This is a genomic window from Nocardioides sp. P4_G4 (assembly GCF_056401085.1).
On the sequence record NZ_JBFUKA010000076.1, the window covers coordinates 1 to 21,051 of the forward strand.

Here is a 21,051-nt window from a genome sequence, read left to right on the forward strand (position 1 = left end):
GCTCTGCTCAGCGCTCGCAGACCGGTGCGTGGCTCGAGCCGCTGCGTCGGCGTAAGTCGCGGACTGGGCGGCGACAGGCGCGATGGTCTGCGGGACCGCCAGCACGACGGGCACGAGCAGGGCAGCGAGCGTGCAGGGGCGCATGGTCCGGCCTCTCGGCGAAGGGGGTGGCGAGAACGTACTCCCCCGCGCTCTCGCATCGTCGTCCACAGCCCCAGAACTGAGGGTCGATCTCCGGGCGCGACTCCCCTAGTTTTGGATTCGCCGGCCGTGCTCGGGCATGGATCCGGTGCTCTCGGGAAAGAAGGTCTTCATGAATTCTGGTCGTGTACGCCGATCGCTCGCGGCCGCGTGCGTCCTGCCACTCCTGCTCGCGGGGTGCTCGGAGGACGGGCCGACGCCGCAGATGCCGGATCCCACGTCGTCGCCCTCGGCGGTGGAGACGGACACGGGGCCGGCGGAGCCGACGCTTCCGCCTGAGGCTGAGGGGGATGGGAAGGAGGCGGCTGCCGCGTTCGTGGAGCACTACTACGACTACGTCAACTACGCCCAGGCCACCGGTGACACATCGGGTCTTGGTGACCTCGGATTGCGGACCTGCAGGGCTTGCAACGGTGCCGTGGAGTTTGTGGACGCAATCTACGAACGCGGAGGGGAGAGCTCTGGTGGCAACTACACGGTGCGATCAGCACAGGCAACGGGTCGCCGACGGGTAGATGACGACACATCCATCTACTACCTGACTGTTATCACCGAGCACACTGCGCAGGTCGTGACGGGCGCCGGCAATCTTGATCGCACTTACGATGCGGGGTCTGGCACCCTGCGCTACGAGGTGGTTCGCGGTCAGGACGGCTGGCACATCGCGAACTGGGCCGCGGCATGAGCCGCAGATTGGCTGCGACATGGGCCACGGTCCTGCTCACGCTGGGAACACCCGGAGCCGCATTCGCGACCGAGACCCCGAGCCCAACTGTGACGGCATCTCCCAACGACGACCTCGGCGCCCTCGAACTTGCAGGGGCAGCGAACAACGACTCAATGCAGAGCCAGGGATCGGGCACGTCAGACATTTCAACGAGCATCGGGGATAGCACCGCCGAGACTCCGAGCGTCATATGGAAGCAAGGCGATCTGTCCTGCGATACATACAGCGGTGTGGGTTGTGTGACCCCCAATCGATGCTCCGATGGATCTGTTCCGATCACATGGACCATGATCGAAGCCGTCACGGGCGCCACCCTCGGCACCTACGACCAGTGCCCGCAAGACCCGCCGCCCACGGCGACCACGACTCCAACCGCGACCGTCGACATCCCGGCGGAAGTGCTCAAGGCCTTCGAGAAGGTCGCCCTCCCCGAGTCCACGATCAACGTCCAGCCTCCGGGCGGCGAGACCTTGGTGAACCTCCCGACGATCCTCTCCACCAGCGCGGAGCGCCACCAGATCCCGGTGCACCTCGACCGCGTCAACATCGACGTCCTGCTCGAGGTCTGGCCCAGCCAGTTCATCTGGCAGCACGGCGACGGCACCAGCCAGACGACAAGCACTCCCGGCAAAGCCTGGACCGAGGGCGCCAACTTGGCCGAGCTCATCACCCACACCTACGCCAAGCCGTCCACGGGCCTACAGCTCAGCGTCGACACCACCTGGTCGGCACAGTTCAAGGTCGTCGGCCAGCCCGACTGGCGCCCCGTGGACGGCACCGTGGCGATCACCGGCGCACCCGTCGATGTCGCCGTTCTCGAGGCCACGCCACAGCTCGTCCGCTGAGTTTCCCTCCGACCCCCGAGCGCACATCGCGGACCACCTGGGTCCCCGCTGGGAGTTGCGTCACCGGGTGACTCAGCTCGCACCGCACCGCATCGCACTGCGACAACGACCCTGAAATGCCGCAAGGAGCGGACCCGATGGGCCCGCCCCTTGTCTTCCCCGGTCCCGCCAGCCGGGGTCGAGTCGGCTGGCGGAAAACTAGAAGGTCAGTCGTTGCTGACCGGCACGCGGAGCTTCTGCCCCGCGGAGATGGCGACGGTGTCGAGGGCGTTGAGCCGCTCGATCTCGCGCATGGTGGTGCGGACGTCGCCACTGTCGGTGAGCTCGGAGGCGATGCTCCACAGGCTCTGCCCGGGCTCGACCATGACGATCTCGGTGGCGGGCGCCTGGCCGGCCTCGTCGGTGCCGACGGCGACCGAGCTGAGGAAGAAGCCCGCGAACAGGGCGAAGGCCAGGGCGGCAGCGAGGACGACGAGTCGACCTCGGCGCGTCAACCGCACGGACGACCGCGCGGGGCGGGCCGTCTGGCCGGTGCGCGCGGTGCGGGTCGGGGTAAAGGCGGGAGAGAGGGTGGCGGTGCTCATGGTGGCCTCCAGGGGAAGAGTCAGCCGGTAGGTGGTGTCGATCGGTTCTGTCTGGGGCTGTGTCTAGAGGGAGCCACCGACAATCGGGTGAATCGCTCAGGCGTTCGATCGAGCACGTGTTCGAGAGTAGAGCGTGTGTTCGAACGATGCAAGGGGTTGGACGAACATTTGTTCGAGCGGCACGACGACCCGCCAACCCGACACGCGGTTCGAACAAATGTTTGAAGTCACGTGCGCGACAGGACTACGGTTGAGCCACGCAATGAGAGGGCCCAGCAGCAGCCCACGCAGCAGGAGGAAGCACATGGCCAGCAAGGACCGCAGCGGCAAGGTCGTCGAGATGCCCGACGGGCCGCCGGACGCGACCGGACTCACCCCGCGTCAGCAGCGCGTCCTGGCCACGATCAAGGAGGCCATCGAGACCCGGGGCTACCCGCCCAGCATGCGCGAGATCGGCGCCGCGGTCGGGCTCACCAGCTCCTCGAGCGTCGCCCACCAGCTCAAGGTGCTGGAGGAAAAGGGCTTCCTCAAGCGCGACCCCAACCGGCCGCGTGCCATCGAGGTCTTCCTCCCCGAGGTCATGGCCGCCCGTCGCTCGATCTCCAGCGCTGACGAGTCGAGCATCGACGAGACCGACATCGGCAACACCGCTCCCCCGGCGACGTACGTCCCGATGGTCGGTCGCATCGCGGCCGGCGGACCGATCCTGGCCGAGGAGCAGATCCAGGAGGTCTTCCCGCTCCCCAGGTCGCTGGTCGGCGAAGGCAYTCTGTTCCTGCTCGAGGTCTCCGGTGACTCGATGATCGACGCGGCGATCTGCAGTGGCGACTACGTGGTGATCCGCCAGGAGCAGACCGCGGCCAACGGCGACATCGTGGCCGCGATGATCGACGGCGAGGCGACGGTCAAGACGTTCCAGCGCAAGGACGGCCACGTGTGGCTGCTCCCCCACAACGACGCCTACGAGCCGATCGACGGCACCCACGCCACCATCCTCGGCAAGGTCACGGCGGTCCTGCGCCGCATGTGACCCCCTCCGGGCTCCCCCGGATACCCAGGTCGGGGGAAGGACCGGGAAATTCCCGATGCAATATGGCGCCGGGCGACGTTCACTTGACGGGTGACTTCTCTCGCCGCGCCCACCGCAACCAGGTCGACGACCGCCAAGGCGGCACTTCCTCGTGACGGACTGCGCGAGCTGGGCGTCCTGGCCCTGGTCTACGTCGGCTACGCCCTGAGCAGGGTGCTCGCCGACGACACCCTGGCGCCGGCCCTCACCCGCGCCTTGCGCATCTTCGACGTCGAGCGCACCCTGCACCTCGACATCGAGGGCGGCCTCAACGGCTGGTTCGTCAGGCACGACGTGGTGGGCGTGGCCGCATCCTTCTACTACGCCGGCGCCYACTACGTGCTCACCCTCGTCGTCGTGGTCTGGCTCTTCCTGCGGCACCGGGACGTCTACGGAGCCGCCCGGCTCGCCCTGGTGGGCAGCACGGCCGCGGCCCTCGTCGCCTACCTCGCCATGCCCACCGCGCCGCCACGGATGCTCGCCGGGTGGACCGACCTGCTGGCCGTGCACTCGGCGGCCGGCTGGTGGGGTGGCGAGGCCTCCGCTCCCCAGGGCCTGGGCTGGCTGACCAACCAGCTCGCCGCGTTCCCGAGCATGCACGCCGGGTGGGCGCTGTGGGTGGCGCTCGCGGTGAGTCACGTCGTACGCCGCCGCTGGGTCGCCGCGCTCGCCTGGACGCACGCGATCCTCACCGCCGTCGTCGTGGTGGGTACCGGCAACCACTGGATCCTCGACGTCGTGGCCGGGTGGGCGATCGTCCTGATCGCCTGGCAGACGATCGGCCCGTCGGCGGTGGTCGACCCGCCCGAGGGCGGTGCGCGAGCCACCCGGACGTGGCCTGGAATGTGGCTGACCCACCGCTCCCGGTGACGGCGAGCGGCCGCGCAGCCCTCAGCCGGCGGCGAGCCGCGCGAGCGCCTTGCGGACGAGCGCGGGGTCCGTGGTGGTCCACATGGGCGGCAGCGAGGCCTTGAGGAACCCGCCGTAGCGGGCGGTGGCCAGGCGTGGGTCCAGCACCGCGACGACCCCACGGTCAGTGGTGGTCCGGATCAGCCGGCCCGCCCCCTGGGCCATCAGCAGCGCGGCGTGCGTCGCGGCGACCTGCATGAAGCCGTTGCCGCCCGCCTTGTCGGCCGCCCGCTGCCGTGCCGACATCAGCGGGTCGTCGGGGCGAGGGAAGGGGATCCTGTCGATGAGGACGAGCTGGCAGGTGTCGCCCGGCACGTCGAGGCCCTGCCACAGGGACAGGGTGCCGAACAGGATGGTGTGCGGGTCCTCGACGAACTGCTTGGCCAGCTCGGGGAGCTGCGCGTCGCCCTGGGCCAGGGTGGTCAGGTGCGGCAGCTTCTCCCGCACGTGCTCGGCCGCCGCCTCCGCGGCCCGCCGTGAGGAGAAGAGCCCCAGCGTGCGACCGTCGGCGGCGTCGACCAGCTCGCAGATCTCGTCGAGCTGGRCCTTGACCAGGCCGTCGCGACCGGGCGGCGGGAGGTGGCGGGCGACGTAGAGGATGGCCTGCTGGCCGTAGTCGAACGGYGACCCGACGTCGATCCCCCGCCAGGGCAGCACCCCGTCGGGGGTATCGGCCGGGGCGGGACCGGTGGCCTCGACCCGCTCGGTGGGCTTGAGCCCGATCGAGCTGGCCACGGCGTTGAAGTCGCCGCCGAGCATCAGCGTGGCGCTGGTGAAGACCACCGTCTTGTCGGACAGCAGCTTGTCGCGCATCTGGCCCCAGACCTGCAGCGGCGCGACGTGCAGCCGCGCCGGGATGCGGGTGGACGCCTGCGGCGGCGGCTCGCTGAGCCACAGCACGTCGGACTCGAGGTCGGCGGCCATCCGCTCCGCGTTGGCGAAGACGTCCTGCACCATCCCCTTGGCCTGGGTGCGGCCCGGGTCGCCCTCGCCGTCGCCGGGCGTCTCGCGAGGGTAGGACGAGAGGCAGGTCCGGGCCGCGTCGCGCACGAGCGCCAGAGCGGCACCGAGCTGCTCGGGCATCCGCTCGATCCGGCCGGCCATGGTCGCCTCGAAGGCGTCCGACAGTGCGTCCGCGGCCTCCGCCAGGGCGTCGGCCGAGTCGTCCTCGACGATCCGCTGGGAACGCCGTGCCGCGCGCTCGACGTCACCGACCGCCAGCTCGTCGGTGGCGGCCTGGGTGACCCGGGYGGTGAGCTCGTGGGCCTCGTCGATGACCACGGCGTCGTACTCCGGGATCATCGGCACGCCCTCGATGGCGTCGATGGCCAGCAGCGAGTGGTTGGTGACGATGAGGTGGGAGCGCTGCGCCTTCTCCCGGGCGAGCTCGGCGAAGCACTCCTGCCCGAACGGGCACTTGGCCGCGCCGAGGCACTCGCGGTGGTTGACGCTCACCTGACGCCACTCGCGGTCGGTGTGGCGCGGAGCGTTGTCGCGCTCCCCGGTGCCGCCGTCCTCGGCCTCCTCCTCCGCCCAGCCGCGCAGCTCGAGGATCTTCTCGGCCATCGACCCGACGGGCACGTCGACGAGGGCCCCCTGGTCGTCCGGCACGCCCTCGCGGATGCGGTGCAGGCAGGCGTAGTTGGAGCGGCCCTTGAGCACGGCGTACGACGTGTCGACCTTGCTGCCGGCACTCCCACCGGCCACCGCCTCCACGAGGCGCGGGATGTCGCGCTCGACGAGCTGGTGCTGCAGCGTCAGGGTGGCCGTGGCGATCACCACGCGCTGGTCGTGGAGCAGGCTCGGCACCAGGTAGGCGAGCGACTTGCCGGTGCCGGTGCCGGCCTGGACGAGCAGGTGCTCGCCCTCGGTGAAGGCGGTCGCGACCGCCTCGGCCATCTCGACCTGGCCCGCACGCTCCTGCCCCCCGAGCGCCGTCACGGCCTCGTGGAGCAGGGTTCTCACGCGGGAGTCGGAAACGGGCACCGGAGCACCCTATGCGGCGGCACCGACGGGCGCCGACTCCGCTCCACAACCGTCCCAGCGGACCGTCCGGTCAGATGACAGCCCCGGAGTCGTCGGGCGTGCGCACGACCTTCTCCTTCTTGACCCGCCCCATCGGCCACTTCTGCTGGAGGTAGGTCAGCAGCGGCGTGGCGGCGAAGACCGAGGAGTAGGTGCCGACGATGAGGCCGACCAGCAGGGCGATCGCGAAGTCGCGCAGCGAGTCGCCACCGAGCACCGCCAGGGCGGCGAGGATGAACATGGCACCCAGACCGGTGTTGACCGTGCGCGGCATCGTCTCGACCGAGGCCTTGTTGGCCATCTCGATGAAGGAGTCCCCCGGCCGCGAGCCGTACCAGCGCTCGCGGATGCGGTCGAAGACGACCACCGTGTCGTTGACGGAGAGGCCGATGATCGTCAATGCGGCGGCGAGGAAGATGCCGTCGATCGGCTTGTGCAGCCAGGCGAACAGGCCGACCACGAGCAGCACGTCGTGGGCCATCGCGCCCACCGCGGCGACGCCGAAGGTCCACTTGAAGCGGATGGCGAGGTAGAGCAGCTGCACCGCGAGCGCCACCCCGAAGGCGATCAGCGCCTTGTCGCGCAGCTCGGTGCCCAGCGACGCGCCGATCGTCTGGTCGTCCTGCTTGGTGACCTCGCCGCCGACGGAGGAGAGCGCGTCCTCGATCTTCTGCTCCTCGTCGTTGCTGATGATGCCGGTGCGGACGGTGAAGTCGGCGGTGTCGGCGCCCTGGACCACGGCGTCGGCGAAGCCGGCGTCGGAGATCGCGGCCCGGGCCTGGTCGACCGTGATGTCCTTGCTCACCGAGTAGTCGAGCTGGCGGCCGCCGGTGAACTCGACACCGAGGTTGAGGCCCTGGGTGACGATGCCGGACACGGCCAGCACCATGGCCACCCCGGAGATGGCGAGCCACATCTTGCGCTTGCTCATGATGTCGGGGTTCTTGCGGTCCAGCCACGTGCGGACCCGGCCGATGTTGCCGAGGCCGCTGATGCCGGGACGGCGGGAGACGGCCTTGGTCGACACCGCGAGCTCGGACAGCACGCGGGCGATGATCAGCGCCGAGATCATCGAGGCGATGACACCGATGGAGAGCGTGACACCGAACCCCTTGATGGGCCCGGAGCCGAGGGCGAAGAGCAGGCCGGCCGCGAGCAGGGTGGTCACGTTGGAGTCGAGGATCGCGCTCCACGCCTTGTTGAAGCCCACCGCGAGGGCGCGCCGGAGCCCGGCCGAGGGGTAGGCGGCGTACTCCTCCCTCGCGCGTTCGAAGACGAGCACGTTGGCGTCGATGGCCAGGCCGATGGCCAGCACGAAACCGGCCAGGCCCGGCAGGGTCAGGGTCGACCCGAGGGCCAGCAGCATCGCGTAGGCGAGCAGGGCGTACGACGCGAGCGCGATCGTCGCCATCGCGCCGACGACGCGGTAGATCAGGATGATGAACAGGCCGGTGAGGATGAGGCCGATGATGCCCGCCTCGAGGGACGCGCTGATGGCCTCCTCGCCCAGGGTCGGGCCCACGAGGCGGTTGGAGATCAGCTTCAGCTCGAGGGGCAGCGCGCCACCCTCGATCAGGGCGGCCAGGTCCTGGGCCTCGGTCACGGAGAAGTCGCCGGTGATCTCGGTGCCACCGCCCTGGATCCCGACGTCACAGCCCACGCCCTCGTTGACCTGGGGCGAGGTGATGATCTCGTTGTCGAGCACGATGGCCACCCGACGCTTCGGATCGCCCACCGGGTTGCAGGCCGCCTTGCCGGTGACGTCGGCCCAGGCGTTGCCGCCCTTGCCGCTGAAGTCGAGCGACACCGAGTAGCTGACGCTGTTCTGCGGCTGCACCGCGGCGGCACCGGTGATGTCTGCGCCGGCGAGGACCGTGGGACCGATCTCGAGCCAGTCGCCCTGGTCGGACGGCAGGATCTCGTGCCCCTGCTCCTTCGCCTTGGCCAGCTGTTCCTTGGTGGGCTCGGCCGGCAGGCTCTTGAGGACCGGGTGGGCCGACAGCTGGGCGGTCTGGCCGATCCGCTCCTCCGCCTGCTTGGCCTCGGCGTCGCTGCTGACGCCGGGGAGCTCGACGAGGACGCGGTTCTCGCCCTGGCGCACCAGGGTCGACTCGGCCACACCGAGTGCGTCCACGCGCCCGCGCAGCACCTCGACGGTCTTGTCGACGTTGGTCGCGGTCGCCTGGACCGATCCGGTGTCCTCGGCCTGGAAGACGAACTGCGCACCACCGCGCAGGTCGAGGCCGAGGTTGGGCTTGACGCCCAGCGTCAACGCGAGGCACCCGCCCAGGAGACCGAGGACGAGGAGGAAGCGTACGAGGGCACCGCGTGACATAGGCGACATCCTCTCCCACGACCGGTGAGCCCCGTGAATCGGCCTGCCAAACCTCCTGGGGCGCGGCGCGGCGCTGTCCAGACCCCTGGGCCGGGGTCGGGGAACAGCTCGGCGGGGTCGTAGCCGGTCGCCGGCCCAGCGAGGTGGTTGACTCGACGCATGCGTGCGGAGGCGATCACCGGATCAGCGACCCCGGGCCCGACCCCCACGGCGACGCCGACGGCGAGGGGCGCCGGCGACCTGCTGCGCCTCCTGCGGAGCAGCGGCGGACTCACCCGCACCGAGCTCATCGCACGCACCGGGCTCTCCCGCTCGACGCTGAGCGCACGCCTCGACTCGCTGGCCGCAGCGGGCTTCGTGCAGACCTCCGGCGTCGGCGCGTCCACGGGTGGGCGGCCCGCCACACGGCTGTCCTTCCACCCGGGGTCCTTCGTCGTGCTGGCCGCCGACTTCGGCGCCACGCACGCGACGGTCGCGCTCACCGACCTCGCCGGTGAGGTCATCGCCGAGGCCTCCCGCGAGCTGCACATCGCCGACGGTCCCGAACCGGCCCTGGACTGGCTGGTCTCCGCCGCGCGCCAGCTCATGGACGACCACGGGGCCAACCGGGCGCAGCTGGCCGGCATCGGGATCGGGCTCCCCGGCCCGGTGGAGCACACGACCGGCGTGCCGATCAAGCCGCCGATCATGCCGGGCTGGGACGGCTTCTCGGTCGCGACGTGGGTGCGGGAGCGGCTCGGCGCCCCCGTCCACGTCGACAACGACGTCAACCTGATGGCGCTGGGCGAGCACGCGACCGAGTACCCCGACGTGGACCACTTCGTCTTCGTCAAGGTCGCCACCGGCATCGGAGCCGGCCTGATCAGCGGCCGGCGCCTGCACCGCGGCGCGGTCGGCTCGGCCGGTGACCTCGGTCACGTCCGCGCGCCGCGCGCCCCGGACGTGCCGTGCGAGTGCGGCAACACCGGCTGCCTCGAGGCCGTCGCCAGCGGCCGGGCCATCGCGGCGCAGCTGTTCCCCGATCGGCCGCGAGACGACATCGGCACCCGCGAGGTCCTCGACCTGCTGGAGCGCAACGACCCCCGGGCCACCGCGGCTGTACGCCGGGCCGGGCGCGACATCGGTGAGGTGCTGGCCACCGTGGTCAACCTGCTCAACCCGTCGGTCGTCGTGATCGGCGGCGGCCTCGCCGCGCGCGCGCCCAGCCTGATGGCCGGGATCCGCGAGGTGGTCTTCGCCCGGAGCCTGCCGCTGGCGACCAGCCAGCTGAGCCTCGTGGCGTCGAAGGTCGGGTCACGCGCCGCGATCACCGGGGCCGCGGTCACCGTGATCGAGGAGTTCCTCCAGCCCGACAACATCGATGCGCGCTGTGCCGCGCTCGACGTGACGGCCTGAGGGATCAGACGGCGTACGACTCCAGCTCGCCGGCGAGGTCCGCGTTGGCCCGCCCGGAGACGAGCGACCCGTCCCCGGTGTGCTCCAGCGAGGCGATCTCGCCCTCCTGGTGCAGCCGGTTGATGAGGTCACCGCGCTCGTAGGGCAGCAGCACGGAGAACTCGACGGTCGGACGCGGCAGGTCGGCCTCGACGGCGGTCRGGACGTCCTCGACGCCCTCCCCCGTGCGCGCGGACACCACGACGCTGTGGGGCTCGCGGGCCCGCAGGCGGGCCAGCACGAGCGGGTCGGCGGCGTCGGCCTTGTTGATGATGACCAGCTCGGGGACCTTGTCGGCGTGGATCTCGGCGAAGACCTCGCGGACGGCGGCGAGCTGGCCCTCCGGGTCCGGGTGCGAGCCGTCGACGACGTGCAGGATCAGGTCCGACTCGGCGACCTCCTCCAGCGTCGAGCGGAAGGCCTCGACCAGCTGGTGCGGCAGGTGCCGCACGAAGCCGACCGTGTCGGACATCGTGTAGATGCGTCCGTCGCGGGTCGTCGTACGCCGCGTGGTCGGGTCGAGGGTCGCGAACAGCGAGTCCTCGACGAGCACGCCGGCGTCGGTGAGCCGGTTGAGCAGCGAGGACTTGCCGGCGTTGGTGTAGCCGGCGATCGAGACGCTCGGGATGTGGTTGCGGGACCGCTCCTGGCGCATGGTCTCGCGGGTGCCCTTGAGGTCCTTCAGCTCGCGGCGGAGCTTGGCGATCTTGGTGTTGATGCGACGCCGGTCGGTCTCGATCTTGGTCTCACCCGGACCACGCCCACCGATGCCGCCGCCGTCCGCGCCGACCCGGCCACCGGCCTGGCGGGAGAGGTTGCCGCCCCAGCCGCGGAGACGCTGCTTCATGTACTGCAGCTGCGCCAGCTCGACCTGGGCCTGGCCCTCCTTGGACTTCGCGTGCTGGGCGAAGATGTCGAGGATCAGGCCGGTGCGGTCGATCGCCTTGACCTTGAGCTTGTCCTCGAGGTTGCGCAGCTGGCTGGGCGCCAGGTCGCCGTCGAGGATGACGGTGTCGGCGCCCGTGGCCTGCACGATCTCGCGCAGCCCGTCGACCTTGCCCCGCCCGATGTACGTCGCGGGGTCGGGCGTGGAGCGCCGCTGGTAGATCGCGTCGAGCACCTCGGAGCCGGCCGTCTCGGCGAGGAGCGCGAGCTCGGCCATCGAGTTCTCGGCGTCGGTCACGGTGCCGTCGATCCAGACACCGACCAGGACCACCCGCTCGAGGCGCAGCTGGCGGTACTCGACCTCGGTGATGTCCTCGAGCTCGGTGCGCAGGCCCGCGACGCGGCGCAGGGCGTGGCGGGCCACGAGGTCCTGCTCACCGGTGGTGAGGTCCTCGGTCTCCTCGGGGTCGGGGCCGTCGGCGGAGACGATCTCCTCGTCCGCGTAGCCGCTCTCCCAGTCGGTGCCCTCGGCATCGTCGTCCCAGGCGCGGGTGGCGTCGAGCTCGGCGGAGAGGCTGAAGTCAGGTGCGTTCGTCATATGCCGTCAAGAGTATGCCGACGCCCCAGATACCGCGAGGCGATTAGCTCCTCACGCCCGGTGGCGGCCCGAGGCCGGCACCCCACCGGTGGCGAGGACCTCGAGGTCGGTGAACTCCTCGCACAGGCCGCGGACGTCGTCCGGGGTGTCCGCCGGACCGAACGCCAGGACCGCGATCCCGGAGGCGTTGAGCCGCTGGACGAGCGGGTACGCCGAGGCGAGGTCGCCGACGATGGCCACCGCGTCCATAGCGCCCTGGCAGGCCAGGTCGACCGCGTCGATGGTCATGGCGACCAGCGACCGCCGGTCCGGCTCGGGGAAGGAGTGCTCGCCGAACTGGTGGCACGGCTGGATGCCGTGGTGGCGCAGGCGCGGCATCCAGTCCTGGGCCGCGGACGACGTCCAGTCGCCGTACGCCCGGGAGACGTTGACGCTGCCGTGGTCGGTGAGCACCTCGAACAGGCCCGCCGACGACCCGGGCGGGACCGTCCGCGCGTCGATGAGCACGGCCAGTCGGCGCACCGGGCGGGGTTGCGTCCGTGCCCGTGGGCGGCGCGGCAGGGGCGGTCGCTCGACGACCGGACGGGGGACCTCGTCGAGGTCAACCCGGTCGGGCGCCGGGTCGACGGGCAGGTCGGAGGGCGGCCGGACCGCAGGGACAGCGGCGCTCAGGTCGGGGACCGACCACGCAGCGGCGGGCTCCTCGCCGTTCTCACGGCGCCGGCTCTCGACGTCCGCGCTGGTCGCCAGCCACCGGCGCACCAGTGCGCCGAGGGACAACCCCGCGGTGTTCGTCGTGTTCATGGCACATCCCCCCGGACGTATGTCGACACGACGACCTTGGCGGCCCGACGGCACCGCTGTCACCCGAACGGGTGAACGTCGGCCCGTCCGCCTAGACCAGTAGGCGGCCGGAGGCGACCGGTCGCCTCACTTGGGGGGCATCCGGATGCCGCCGTCGACGCGGATGGTCTCGCCGTTCATGTAGGAGTTGGTGACGCACTCCACGACCATGCTGGCCAGCTCCTCGGCGTGGCCGAGACGCTTGGGGAAGAGCACCGACTCGCCGAGCTTGGCCTTGAAGGCCTCCGGCTCGGGGAAGGCGTCGTAGATCGGGGTGTCGACGAGGCCGGGGGCGACCGTGTTGAGGCGGATCCCGGACGCCGCGAGGTCACGGGCCACCGGCAGGGTCATGCCGACCACGCCGCCCTTGGACGCGGAGTAGGACGCCTGGCCGATCTGACCGTCGAAGGCGGCGACGGAGGCGAGGTTGACGATCGCGCCCCGCTGGCCGTCGGCGTCGGCCTCGTTGCGGGACATGACGGTGGCCGCCTGCCGGGTCATGTCGAAGGTGCCGATGAGGTTGATCTCCACTACCTTGCGGAACGCGCCGAGGTCGTGCGCGGAGGCGAGGTCGCCGTCGCGGCCGATGGTGCGCTGGGCCCAGCCGATGCCGGCGGAGTTGACGCACGCCCGCAGCGGGGCGATCTCCGCGGCGGCCTCGACGGCGGCCGCGATCTGCTCGGTGTCGGTCACGTCGACGCGCGCGAAGACGCCCTTGATCTCGTCGGCGAGGGCCTCGCCCTTCTCGGCGTTCAGGTCGGCGACCACGACGATCGCGCCGCGGGCGGCGAGGGCGCGGGCGACGGCGGCGCCGATGCCCGACGCCCCTCCGGTGACGATGGCAGAAGCTCCGGTGATGTCCATGCGCGCGAGCATATTCGTCGGCCCCGGTCGGCTTGCCTGCGCACCCGCGCCGGATTGACGACCGCGCGGGCGCGGAGGTCGCGCAGATGTGCAGGATTGAAGACCGGTAGGGCGCCGAGGTCGCGCACGTGCGCGGGCTCGCCGCGACACCGACCGCGATACGTACGCACCTGCGCGAGCTCCACCGGGAGTCAAGGGCCATACGTGCGCACGTGGGCAACAGCCGTCACAGGTCGCTGACGCCCTCCGCGACGAGCACGGCCGGGCCGGTCATGAGGACCCGGTCGTCCCCGGTCCACACGATGTCGAGGCGGCCGCCGGGGACGTCCACGCGGTACGACGTGCCGCGCGGTGCGTCGTCGGCGAGCGCCGTCGCGACCATCACCGCACAGGCGCCGGTGCCGCAGGACCGGGTCTCGCCGGAGCCCCGCTCGTGGACCCGCATCGCCACGTGCCGCTCGCCGCGGCGGACGACGAACTCCACGTTGACGCCCTCGGGGTAGACCTCCCGGTCGTGGCCGGGCTCGACGAGCAGCGATCCCGCCTCGGCGAGGTCGTCGACGAAGGCCACCGCGTGCGGATTGCCCATCGAGACGTGCCGCGCCGGGTACGCCGAGCCGTCGACGGTGACCGAGGTGGCGTCGTAGACGCGAGGGGCACCCATGTCGGCGGTGAGGAGGCCGCCGCCGGCGTCGCTGATCACCTTGACGCCGTCGCGGGTGGCGATCGCGATCGGGTAGGGCTCGCGCTCGTGGTCGTGCAGGTAGCGGGCGAAGACGCGCACGCCGTTGCCGCACATCTCGCTGACCGAGCCGTCGGCGTTGCGGTAGTCCATGAACCACCCGTCGCCGTCGCGTACAGCGCGCAGCACGCCGTCGCCGCCGATGCCGGCCCGGCGGTCGCACAGTGCCCGGACCCGCACCGGGTCCAGGTCACCGTGCACGGTGCCGTCGGGGTCGGGCAGCACGACGAAGTCGTTCTCCGTGCCGTGGCCCTTGAGGAAGCGGTAGCTCACTCCCCCAGTGTCGCAGGGACGCCGGCACTCACCGCACGACGCTCACCGCACGACGCTGTGCCGCAGGCAGGCGAAGTCGTGGTTGCGCTCGACCTCCTCGAGGCGCAGCTCCACGTGGCGCGGCAGCACCGGGGCGCCGCCGCCGAGGGTGACCGGGGCGTACTGGATCCACACCTCGTCCAGGAGTCCGGCGTCGTGGAACTGGCCCACCAGGTCCCCGCCGCCGACCAGCCAGACGTCCTTGCCGTCCGCGGCCTCGAGCGCGGCGGCGTGCACCTGCTCGACCGGGTCGGCACCGAACGTGACCGCCTTGACCGGGGCGAAGGTGCGGTGCGTCATCACCCAGGTGGGCAGCTCGCCCCACGGGTCGTCGTCGTGGTCGAGGATCCACTGCCACGTGGTGGCTCCCATGACGCACGACCCGATGCGCTCGCGGAAGGTCGAGTAGTGCATCGGCCCGTGCTCGTCGATGTCGCGCGAGGTCAGCCAGTCCAGCGAGTGGTCCGACGTCGCGATGTAGCCGTCGAGCGAGCAGCCCGTGTAGTAGATGGTCGCCATGACGACTACCGGGTCTCGACGACCCGGGCGGCTCCCCCACCGCGGCGCACCGGCTCGGAGACCGCGGTCAGCAGACCGCCGCGGCCGAACTCGATCGCCGTGGCCGCACCGATCTCGGCGGCACTGGTGAAGGCGTCACCCGACGGGGCGAGCTTGTGGCCGAGGGCCGTGAGCCCGGCGCCGTACAGGGTGATGAAGTCCGGCTCGGCGGTCACGCTCGCGGTGTTGCGCTGCGAGGCGCGCGGGGCCGCGATCGCACCCTCGACGTCCATGCGCAGGTCGATCCGGTTGACCAGCATCTGCAGCACGGTCGTGATGATCGTCGAGCCGCCGGGTGAGCCGAGCGCCATGAACGGCTTGCCGTCCCTGAGCACGATGGTCGGGCTCATCGAGGAGCGCGGACGCTTGCCGGGCTGGATCCGGTTGGGGTCGGCGGCGTCGTAGACGGTCGAGAAGTCGGTGAGCTCGTTGTTGAGCAGGAAGCCGTGTCGCGGCACGGCCATCCCCGAGCCGCCGGTCTGCTCGATGGTGAGGGTGTACTCCACGATGTTGCCCCACTTGTCGGCCACCGTGAGGTTGGTCGTCGAGATGTTCTCGGTGTCCTTGTCGACGGTCCCGCGGGCCGCCGGAGCAGCGCACACGCCGTCGTACGACGTGACGTCACCGGCCGCGGTCGGCTTGGCCATCGCGGCGGTCGGGCTGATCGCGCACGCCCGCTCGGCGGCGAAGCGGTCGTCGAGGAGCGTGCCGATCGGGACGTCCACGAAGGCCGGGTCGCCGACGTACTTGCCGCGGTCGGCGAAGGCCAGCGCGCTCGCCTCCAGGTAGTGGTGCAGTGCCTCGGTGGCGGTCATCCCGGAGAGGTCGTAGCGCTCCAGGATGTTGAGCGCCTCGCCGATGGTGGTGCCCCCGGACGAGGACGGGTTCATCCCGTAGACGTCGTAGCCGCGGTAGCGGGTGCGGCTGGGCTTCTGGTTGAGGACCTTGTAGCTCTCGAGGTCCTTGCGCGACAGGTAGCCGCGCGGGACCGGCAGCTCGGTGCTCGGCGTGGTGCGGGGGTGGCGGACGATCTTCGACATCAGCTTCGCGAGCTTGCCCTCGTAGAACGCGTCGATCCCCTCCTCGCCGAGCATCGTGTACGTCGCGGCGAGCTGCGGGTTCTTGAACACCGACCCGACCTTCGGGGCGTCTCCTCCCGGCAGGAAGAGCTGCCGGCTGGCCCAGTAGGCGTTGAAGCGCTCCGCGTTGTCCAGCGTCTGCTGGCGGAACGTGTCGTCGACGACGAAGCCGCGCTCCGCGACGTGGATGGCCGGCTTGAGGGCCTTGGCCAGGGACAGGGTGCCGAAGCGCTTGAGCGCCCGCTGCCAGGTGGCCAGCGTGCCGGGGACGCCGACGCTGACGCCGCTGGTGACCAGGTCGGGGGTGAAGGTGTACGGCTTGCCGGTCGCCTTGTCGACGAAGGCGTCGGTGGGCATCTTCGCCGGCGCGGTCTCGCGGCCGTCGATGGTGCGGACCTGGCCGGTCTTGGCGTCGTAGTGGACGAAGTAGCCGCCCCCGCCGATGCCCGCGCTGTAGGGCTCCGTCACCCCGAGGGTGGCGGCCGCGGCCACCGCGGCGTCGGCCGCGTTGCCGCCCTTCTTGAGGACCTTCAGGGCCGCCGCGCTCGCCTCCGGGTCGACGGTGGTGACCGCACCGCCGTAACCGACGGCGGTCGGGATCTTGGCCGTGGGGCGCGCCGCCGGCGACGGCGACGGCTCCTCGGCGGGAGCCGGTGGCCCCGCGACGAGCAGTCCGGCGACGAGCGCGGACGTGGCGAGGGCGGGAAGTGCGATGCGCATGGGGCCTCCGAGAGTTGAGCACCGAGGGGTCGGTTGCCTCCACCCTGCAGCCTCACTCGTCCGGTTGTCGATCCCCTCCGGGGTGGAGTGCCTCGATGGCCGCGACCGCGAGGTCGAGCCGGTGCGGGTCGTCGTACGACACCCAGACGACGCGGGGGTCCTTGCGGAACCATCCGTCCTGGCGCCGCGCGAAGCGCCGGGTCGCGGCCTGGGTGCGCAGGATCGCGTCCTCCCGGCCCATCTCCCCACGCAGGTACGCCGCCGCCTCGGCGTAGCCGATCGCCCGGCTGGCCGTGCGTCCCCGCTCGAGCCCGAGGTCGAGCAGGCGCTCCACCTCCTCCACCAGCCCACCGTCGTACATGTCGCGGACCCGCTGGTCGATCCGGGCGTCCAGGGTGGGCCGGTCGATGTCGACGCCGACCTGGAGGGTGAGCGGATCGGCGTACTCCAGCTGCGGCAGGCTGGCCGACCACGGGCGGCCGGTGAGCGCGATGACCTCCAGGGCGCGGACCACCCGGCGGCCGTTGTCGACGAGCATCTTCTCCGCGGCCTCGGGGTCGAGGCGGGCCAGGCGGGCGTGCAGGGCGGCGGGCCCGACCCGCTCGAGCTCGGCCTCGAGCTCGCGGCGCAGCGACTCGTCGGTGCCGGGGAACTCGAAGCGGTCGAGGACCGCGCGGGTGTAGAGCGCCGACCCCCCGACCAGGACCGGGGTCGCGTCACGCTCGTGGATGTCGTCGATGACCGGCCGGGCGAGGGCCTGGAAGTGCGCCACCGTGGACGCCTCGGTGACGTCGAGCAGGTCGAGCAGGTGGTGCGGGATCCCGCGGCGCTCGGCCGGCCGCAGCTTGGCGGTGCCGACGTCCATCCCCCGGTAGACCTGCATGGCGTCGGTGTTGACGACCTCGCCCCCCAGCCGCTCGGCGAGGTCGAGGCCGAGCCCCGTCTTGCCGGAGGCGGTGGCGCCCACGACGGCGACCGTCACGGGGTGGGGCAGGTCGGACATGGTCGGTAGTGTTCCAAATGGGTCCCGGCCCGTCCGGGCCGGACCGATCTCACGGAGGACCAGATGGGTTTCCTGGACAAGGCCAAGGCCACACTGACCGACGCCGTCGACAAGCACGGCGACAAGATCGCCGACGGCCTCGACAAGGCCGGCCAGGCCGTCGACGCCAAGACCGGTGGCAAGCACAGCGACAAGATCGACACGGGGATCGCCAAGGCCAAGCAGGGCCTGGACCAGCTCGACGGCAAGGACGACGACTTCCGGGCCACCACCACCGAGCCCGCTCCCGACCCCGACGTGGTGCCCTCGCCGGGCCCCGTGCCGACCCCGCCCCCGGCGCCGGTGCCGACGCCCAGCCCCGACTCGCCCGGCCTGCCGACCGACCCGACCAACCCGGCCACCGGCGCGTCGACCCGCCCCTGAGCCCCCTCGTCCCTGCTCGCCCCTGAGGGGGTGAGCGCGGGCCCGGGCGCACCGTTAGGTTGGCGGCGTGACGGATCGCTTCGTGCTCGTGCCGGCCTCCTACGTCTACCTCCTGCGCGAGGGCGACGGAGGCGACGAGGTGCTGCTCCAGCTGCGGCAGGGCACGCCGTACATGAACGACCACTGGGCCGCCGCCGCGGCCGGTCACGTCGAGCGCGGAGAGACGGCGTACGACGCCGCCCTGCGCGAGGCCGCCGAGGAGCTCGGCCTCACCGGCATCGACCTCGACTTCGAGTTCACCATGCACCGCACCCGGGGTGGGGAGGCCATCGACGAGCGCGTCGACTGGTTCTTCACCGCACGCTCCTGGGAGGGCGAGCCCCGGGTCATGGAGCCCGACAAGTGCGCCGAGCTGCGCTGGTGCCCCCTCGACGCACTGCCGTCGCCGACGGTGCCCCACGAGGCGTACGCGTTGAGCCGGCTCGGCAGTGGCGAGCGCTATCTCACCCACGGTTTCGACCACCCCCAGGAGGGACAACGATGAACAACGAGGACCTCGGCCCGATCCCTGATCCGGTCATCGAGGACGGCGAGCCGAACCCCGGCGGCGCCGACGCGATCGGCGACGACCCGGCCGACGACGGGCTCGGGCGCGACCTGCACCCCGAGGCCAACCCGGCCGTGGACGACGTGCTCCCCGACGAGATCGCCCAGCCCGACGACAAGCAGCAGGCCCCCGAGGGCGAGGCCGCCGACCAGGAGTCCGGCACCCAGGAGGACCCCGAGGCCGGCCAGGAGGCCGAGGACGGGTCACCCGAGCCGCCGGTCTGATCCTCCGACACCTCGGTGCCGGGCACTCTCTGCTGGGTGTGGGATCGGTGTCACCTGGTGGCACCGATCCCACACTGGTCCCCGCACGGGTGCGGACGGCCCGCCCAGCCCCGGCTCACGTGCAGCGCGGCGACCTTGCCGGCCGTGACACACTCCCGGCCGAAGATCTGGCCCCATCCCAGCCGGACGGTCTCCTTGCCGACGAGTGCAGCGTCCAGGTCGCGCTCCATGTCCGCGTCCCGCTGTCGTGCCGAGGCGTGGAACAACCGGCCGTCGAGCTCCACCACCAGCCCGTCGGCGTGCTCGACGTCTCGGTAGGCGACCCGGTCACCCCGTCCGTCAACCACGCTCGGCGGGGCACCCGTCGCCGCGAGTCCAGCTCGGCGACCAGGCGGGCGGCAGTGGAGCGCCGGCCCTGGACCACGTCCGCCAGCACCCGGAGGGCGTCCAGGTCGGTGGCCGCGCGACAGGCCACCGCGATCGCGGCGTCGTCGTACCGAAGTCGGGGTGGTCCCATCGTCCACACCGCACGCTTGCCCGGCCCTTCGCACGCACGGAGTGCCGCCTCCCCGGCCAGCGCCGCCGGCCACGCGTGCAGCACCGCGGCCCAGGTCCGCTGGACCCAGGTCGGGTCCCCCGTGTGGCTCACGTAGATGCCGGGGTGCACGACCGCGAGGTCGCGACGACGGATCATCCGCCGGATGTCGGCCGGCGTCTCCCCGGCGCAGAGCAGCTGGGCGCGGGACACGACGCCCTGCTGGTCGCCGAGGAAGTCGGCCGCGGCCCAGTGGGGAGGCCAGCCGTGCACGGAGGTCATCCCCTGCATGTGCCCGGGCCACGGGCGGGTCAGTCGTCGAGATCAGGGCCTGTGGACAACGTTCGGTGTGGGATCGGTGTCACCTGGTGGCACCGAACCCACACTCAGCCGCAGGCCGGAGCCGGCGGGAGCGGGGCCGGGACGCCGAGGCTCGGCATGCCGAGGCCGACGCCCGCGGGGGCAGCAGGCCCGCTGGTGCGGGCCTCCCACGCGTCCCCGGCGCGGGTGCGGCGTACGTCCAGGACGGGACCGTCGGCGACGAGGTGGTGCGGGGCGGCGTACGTGATCTCGACGGTGACCATGTCGCCGGGGCGGATCCCGGGGGCGCCGTCGGGGGTGAAGTGCACGAGCCGGCTGTCGCGGCCCCGACCGGAGAGCCGGTGGGTGGCGGCGTCCTTGCGACCCTCGCCCTCGGCGACCATCAGCTCGACGCGCGTGCCGACCAGTGCCTTGTTCTCGGCCCAGGCGATCTCGGTGACCAGCTCGGACAGGCGCAGGTAGCGGTCCTTGACGACCTCCGGCGGCACCTGGTCGGCCATGGTGGCGGCCGGGGTGCCGGGGCGCTGCGAGTACTGGAACGTGAAGGCCCCGGAGAACCGCGACTCGCGCACCACCCGCATGGTCTCGAGGAAGTCCTCCTCGGTCTCGCCGGGGAAGCCCACGATGATGTCGGTGGTGATCGCGGCGTCGGGCATGGCCGCGCGGACCCGCTCGATGATGCCGAGGAACTTCGACGAGCGGTAGGAGCGGCGCATCGCGCGCAGCACCCGGTCGGACCCGGACTGCAGCGGCATGTGCAGCTGGTGCATGACGTTGGGGGTCTCGGCCATCGCCTCGATGACGTCGTCGGTGAACTCGGCCGGGTGCGGGGAGGTGAAGCGGACCCGCTCCAGGCCCTCGACCTCGCCGCACGCGCGCAGCAGCTTGGAGAACGCCTGGCGGTCGCCGAACTCCACCCCGTAGGCGTTGACGTTCTGCCCGAGCAGGGTCACCTCGGTAACGCCCTCCGCCACCAGCGCCTCGACCTCAGCCAGGATCTCGCCCGGCCGGCGGTCCTTCTCCTTGCCGCGCAGCGCCGGGACGATGCAGAAGGTGCAGGTGTTGTTGCAGCCGACCGAGATCGACACCCACGCGGCGTACGCCGAGTCCCGCTTGGTCGGCAGCGTGGAGGGGAACACCGACAGCGACTCGAGGATCTCGACCTGCGCCTCCTGCTGGGAGCGGGCGCGGTCGAGCAGGGCCGGCAG

Annotated in this window: 20 protein-coding genes; 8 read left to right on the forward strand and 12 right to left on the reverse strand. The window is 71.6% G+C overall.

Translation table 11 applies throughout. The features are described 5' to 3' along the window. Positions 1-280 precede the first annotated feature (280 nt). Both AC1DQF_RS16635 and AC1DQF_RS16640 read left to right on the forward strand, forming a co-directional pair. Positions 281-886 carry a DUF6318 family protein gene (locus AC1DQF_RS16635; RefSeq protein ID WP_477526332.1) on the forward strand — a complete coding sequence of 202 codons (606 nt, stop codon included), beginning with the start codon at positions 281-283 and terminating at the stop codon, positions 884-886. A gap of 329 nt (positions 887-1,215) precedes the next feature. Then, the gene (locus tag AC1DQF_RS16640; protein WP_477526333.1) at positions 1,216-1,773 is read left to right on the forward strand and encodes a hypothetical protein; all 558 of its coding nucleotides are present in this window, start codon (positions 1,216-1,218) and stop codon (positions 1,771-1,773) included. Between the two features lie 206 nt (positions 1,774-1,979). Here the strand turns inward: AC1DQF_RS16640 and AC1DQF_RS16645 are convergent, their stop codons facing one another. Continuing rightward, entirely contained in the window at positions 1,980-2,357 is a 378-nt protein-coding gene (locus AC1DQF_RS16645) for a LysM peptidoglycan-binding domain-containing protein (protein ID WP_477526334.1), read from the reverse strand. 304 nt (positions 2,358-2,661) lie between these two features. Between AC1DQF_RS16645 and lexA the strand changes: the two genes are divergently transcribed. Both lexA and AC1DQF_RS16655 read left to right on the forward strand, forming a co-directional pair. After that, positions 2,662-3,387, forward strand: coding sequence for a transcriptional repressor LexA (gene lexA, locus AC1DQF_RS16650; protein WP_477526335.1), 726 nt, complete (start codon positions 2,662-2,664; stop codon positions 3,385-3,387). Between the two features lie 90 nt (positions 3,388-3,477). Further along, positions 3,478-4,296, forward strand: coding sequence for a phosphatase PAP2 family protein (locus AC1DQF_RS16655; RefSeq protein WP_477526336.1), 819 nt, complete (start codon positions 3,478-3,480; stop codon positions 4,294-4,296). A gap of 21 nt (positions 4,297-4,317) precedes the next feature. Here AC1DQF_RS16655 and AC1DQF_RS16660 read toward each other — a convergent pair whose 3' ends face one another. Both AC1DQF_RS16660 and secD read right to left on the reverse strand, forming a co-directional pair. Further along, entirely contained in the window at positions 4,318-6,300 is a 1,983-nt protein-coding gene (locus tag AC1DQF_RS16660) for an ATP-dependent DNA helicase (RefSeq protein WP_477526337.1), read from the reverse strand. Positions 6,301-6,391: 91 nt separating this feature from the next. After that, on the reverse strand, positions 6,392-8,695 hold the full coding sequence (secD, locus tag AC1DQF_RS16665) for a protein translocase subunit SecD (RefSeq protein WP_477526338.1): 2,304 nt from the start codon (positions 8,693-8,695) through the stop codon (positions 6,392-6,394). A gap of 159 nt (positions 8,696-8,854) precedes the next feature. On the opposite strand from secD, the gene AC1DQF_RS16670 reads away from it, so the two are divergent. Next, positions 8,855-10,090 (forward strand): ROK family transcriptional regulator, encoded by a 1,236-nt coding sequence (locus AC1DQF_RS16670; RefSeq protein WP_477526339.1) that lies wholly within the window; start codon positions 8,855-8,857, stop codon positions 10,088-10,090. 4 nt (positions 10,091-10,094) lie between these two features. Here AC1DQF_RS16670 and hflX read toward each other — a convergent pair whose 3' ends face one another. The 7 genes from hflX to miaA form a co-directional block, all read right to left on the reverse strand. Beyond that, on the reverse strand, positions 10,095-11,612 hold the full coding sequence (gene hflX / locus AC1DQF_RS16675; RefSeq protein ID WP_477526340.1) for a GTPase HflX: 1,518 nt from the start codon (positions 11,610-11,612) through the stop codon (positions 10,095-10,097). A gap of 51 nt (positions 11,613-11,663) precedes the next feature. Further along, positions 11,664-12,416: an NYN domain-containing protein gene (locus tag AC1DQF_RS16680; protein WP_477526341.1), complete on the reverse strand. Its 753-nt coding sequence runs from the start codon at positions 12,414-12,416 to the stop codon at positions 11,664-11,666. Between the two features lie 126 nt (positions 12,417-12,542). Beyond that, positions 12,543-13,319: an SDR family NAD(P)-dependent oxidoreductase gene (locus AC1DQF_RS16685; protein WP_477526342.1), complete on the reverse strand. Its 777-nt coding sequence runs from the start codon at positions 13,317-13,319 to the stop codon at positions 12,543-12,545. Between the two features lie 226 nt (positions 13,320-13,545). Beyond that, positions 13,546-14,334: a diaminopimelate epimerase gene (gene dapF / locus AC1DQF_RS16690; RefSeq protein WP_477526343.1), complete on the reverse strand. Its 789-nt coding sequence runs from the start codon at positions 14,332-14,334 to the stop codon at positions 13,546-13,548. A 42-nt stretch (positions 14,335-14,376) separates the two neighbouring features. Further along, positions 14,377-14,892 (reverse strand): dihydrofolate reductase family protein, encoded by a 516-nt coding sequence (locus AC1DQF_RS16695; RefSeq protein ID WP_477526344.1) that lies wholly within the window; start codon positions 14,890-14,892, stop codon positions 14,377-14,379. A gap of 5 nt (positions 14,893-14,897) precedes the next feature. Continuing rightward, positions 14,898-16,730: a gamma-glutamyltransferase gene (gene ggt, locus AC1DQF_RS16700; RefSeq protein ID WP_477526345.1), complete on the reverse strand. Its 1,833-nt coding sequence runs from the start codon at positions 16,728-16,730 to the stop codon at positions 14,898-14,900. Positions 16,731-16,782: 52 nt separating this feature from the next. Beyond that, positions 16,783-17,733, reverse strand: coding sequence for a tRNA (adenosine(37)-N6)-dimethylallyltransferase MiaA (gene miaA / locus AC1DQF_RS16705; RefSeq protein ID WP_477526346.1), 951 nt, complete (start codon positions 17,731-17,733; stop codon positions 16,783-16,785). Positions 17,734-17,796: 63 nt separating this feature from the next. On the opposite strand from miaA, the gene AC1DQF_RS16710 reads away from it, so the two are divergent. The 3 genes from AC1DQF_RS16710 to AC1DQF_RS16720 all read left to right on the forward strand — a co-directional run bounded on the left by AC1DQF_RS16710 (position 17,797) and on the right by AC1DQF_RS16720 (position 18,987). Continuing rightward, positions 17,797-18,156 (forward strand): antitoxin, encoded by a 360-nt coding sequence (locus tag AC1DQF_RS16710; RefSeq protein WP_477526347.1) that lies wholly within the window; start codon positions 17,797-17,799, stop codon positions 18,154-18,156. Between the two features lie 67 nt (positions 18,157-18,223). Next, complete coding sequence (locus tag AC1DQF_RS16715; RefSeq protein WP_477526348.1) at positions 18,224-18,700, forward strand: NUDIX hydrolase; 477 nt, start codon at positions 18,224-18,226, stop codon at positions 18,698-18,700. Further along, entirely contained in the window at positions 18,697-18,987 is a 291-nt protein-coding gene (locus tag AC1DQF_RS16720) for a hypothetical protein (RefSeq protein WP_477526349.1), read from the forward strand. Before AC1DQF_RS16715 ends, AC1DQF_RS16720 begins: the two co-directional genes overlap by 4 nt. 50 nt (positions 18,988-19,037) lie before the next feature. On the opposite strand, the gene AC1DQF_RS16725 is transcribed toward AC1DQF_RS16720, so the two are convergent. Together AC1DQF_RS16725 and AC1DQF_RS16730 are read right to left on the reverse strand one after the other, a co-directional pair. Further along, entirely contained in the window at positions 19,038-19,334 is a 297-nt protein-coding gene (locus AC1DQF_RS16725) for a hypothetical protein (RefSeq protein WP_477526350.1), read from the reverse strand. Between the two features lie 574 nt (positions 19,335-19,908). After that, on the reverse strand, positions 19,909-21,051 hold a 1,143-nt coding region (locus AC1DQF_RS16730; protein WP_477526351.1), incomplete at its 5' end, for a MiaB/RimO family radical SAM methylthiotransferase.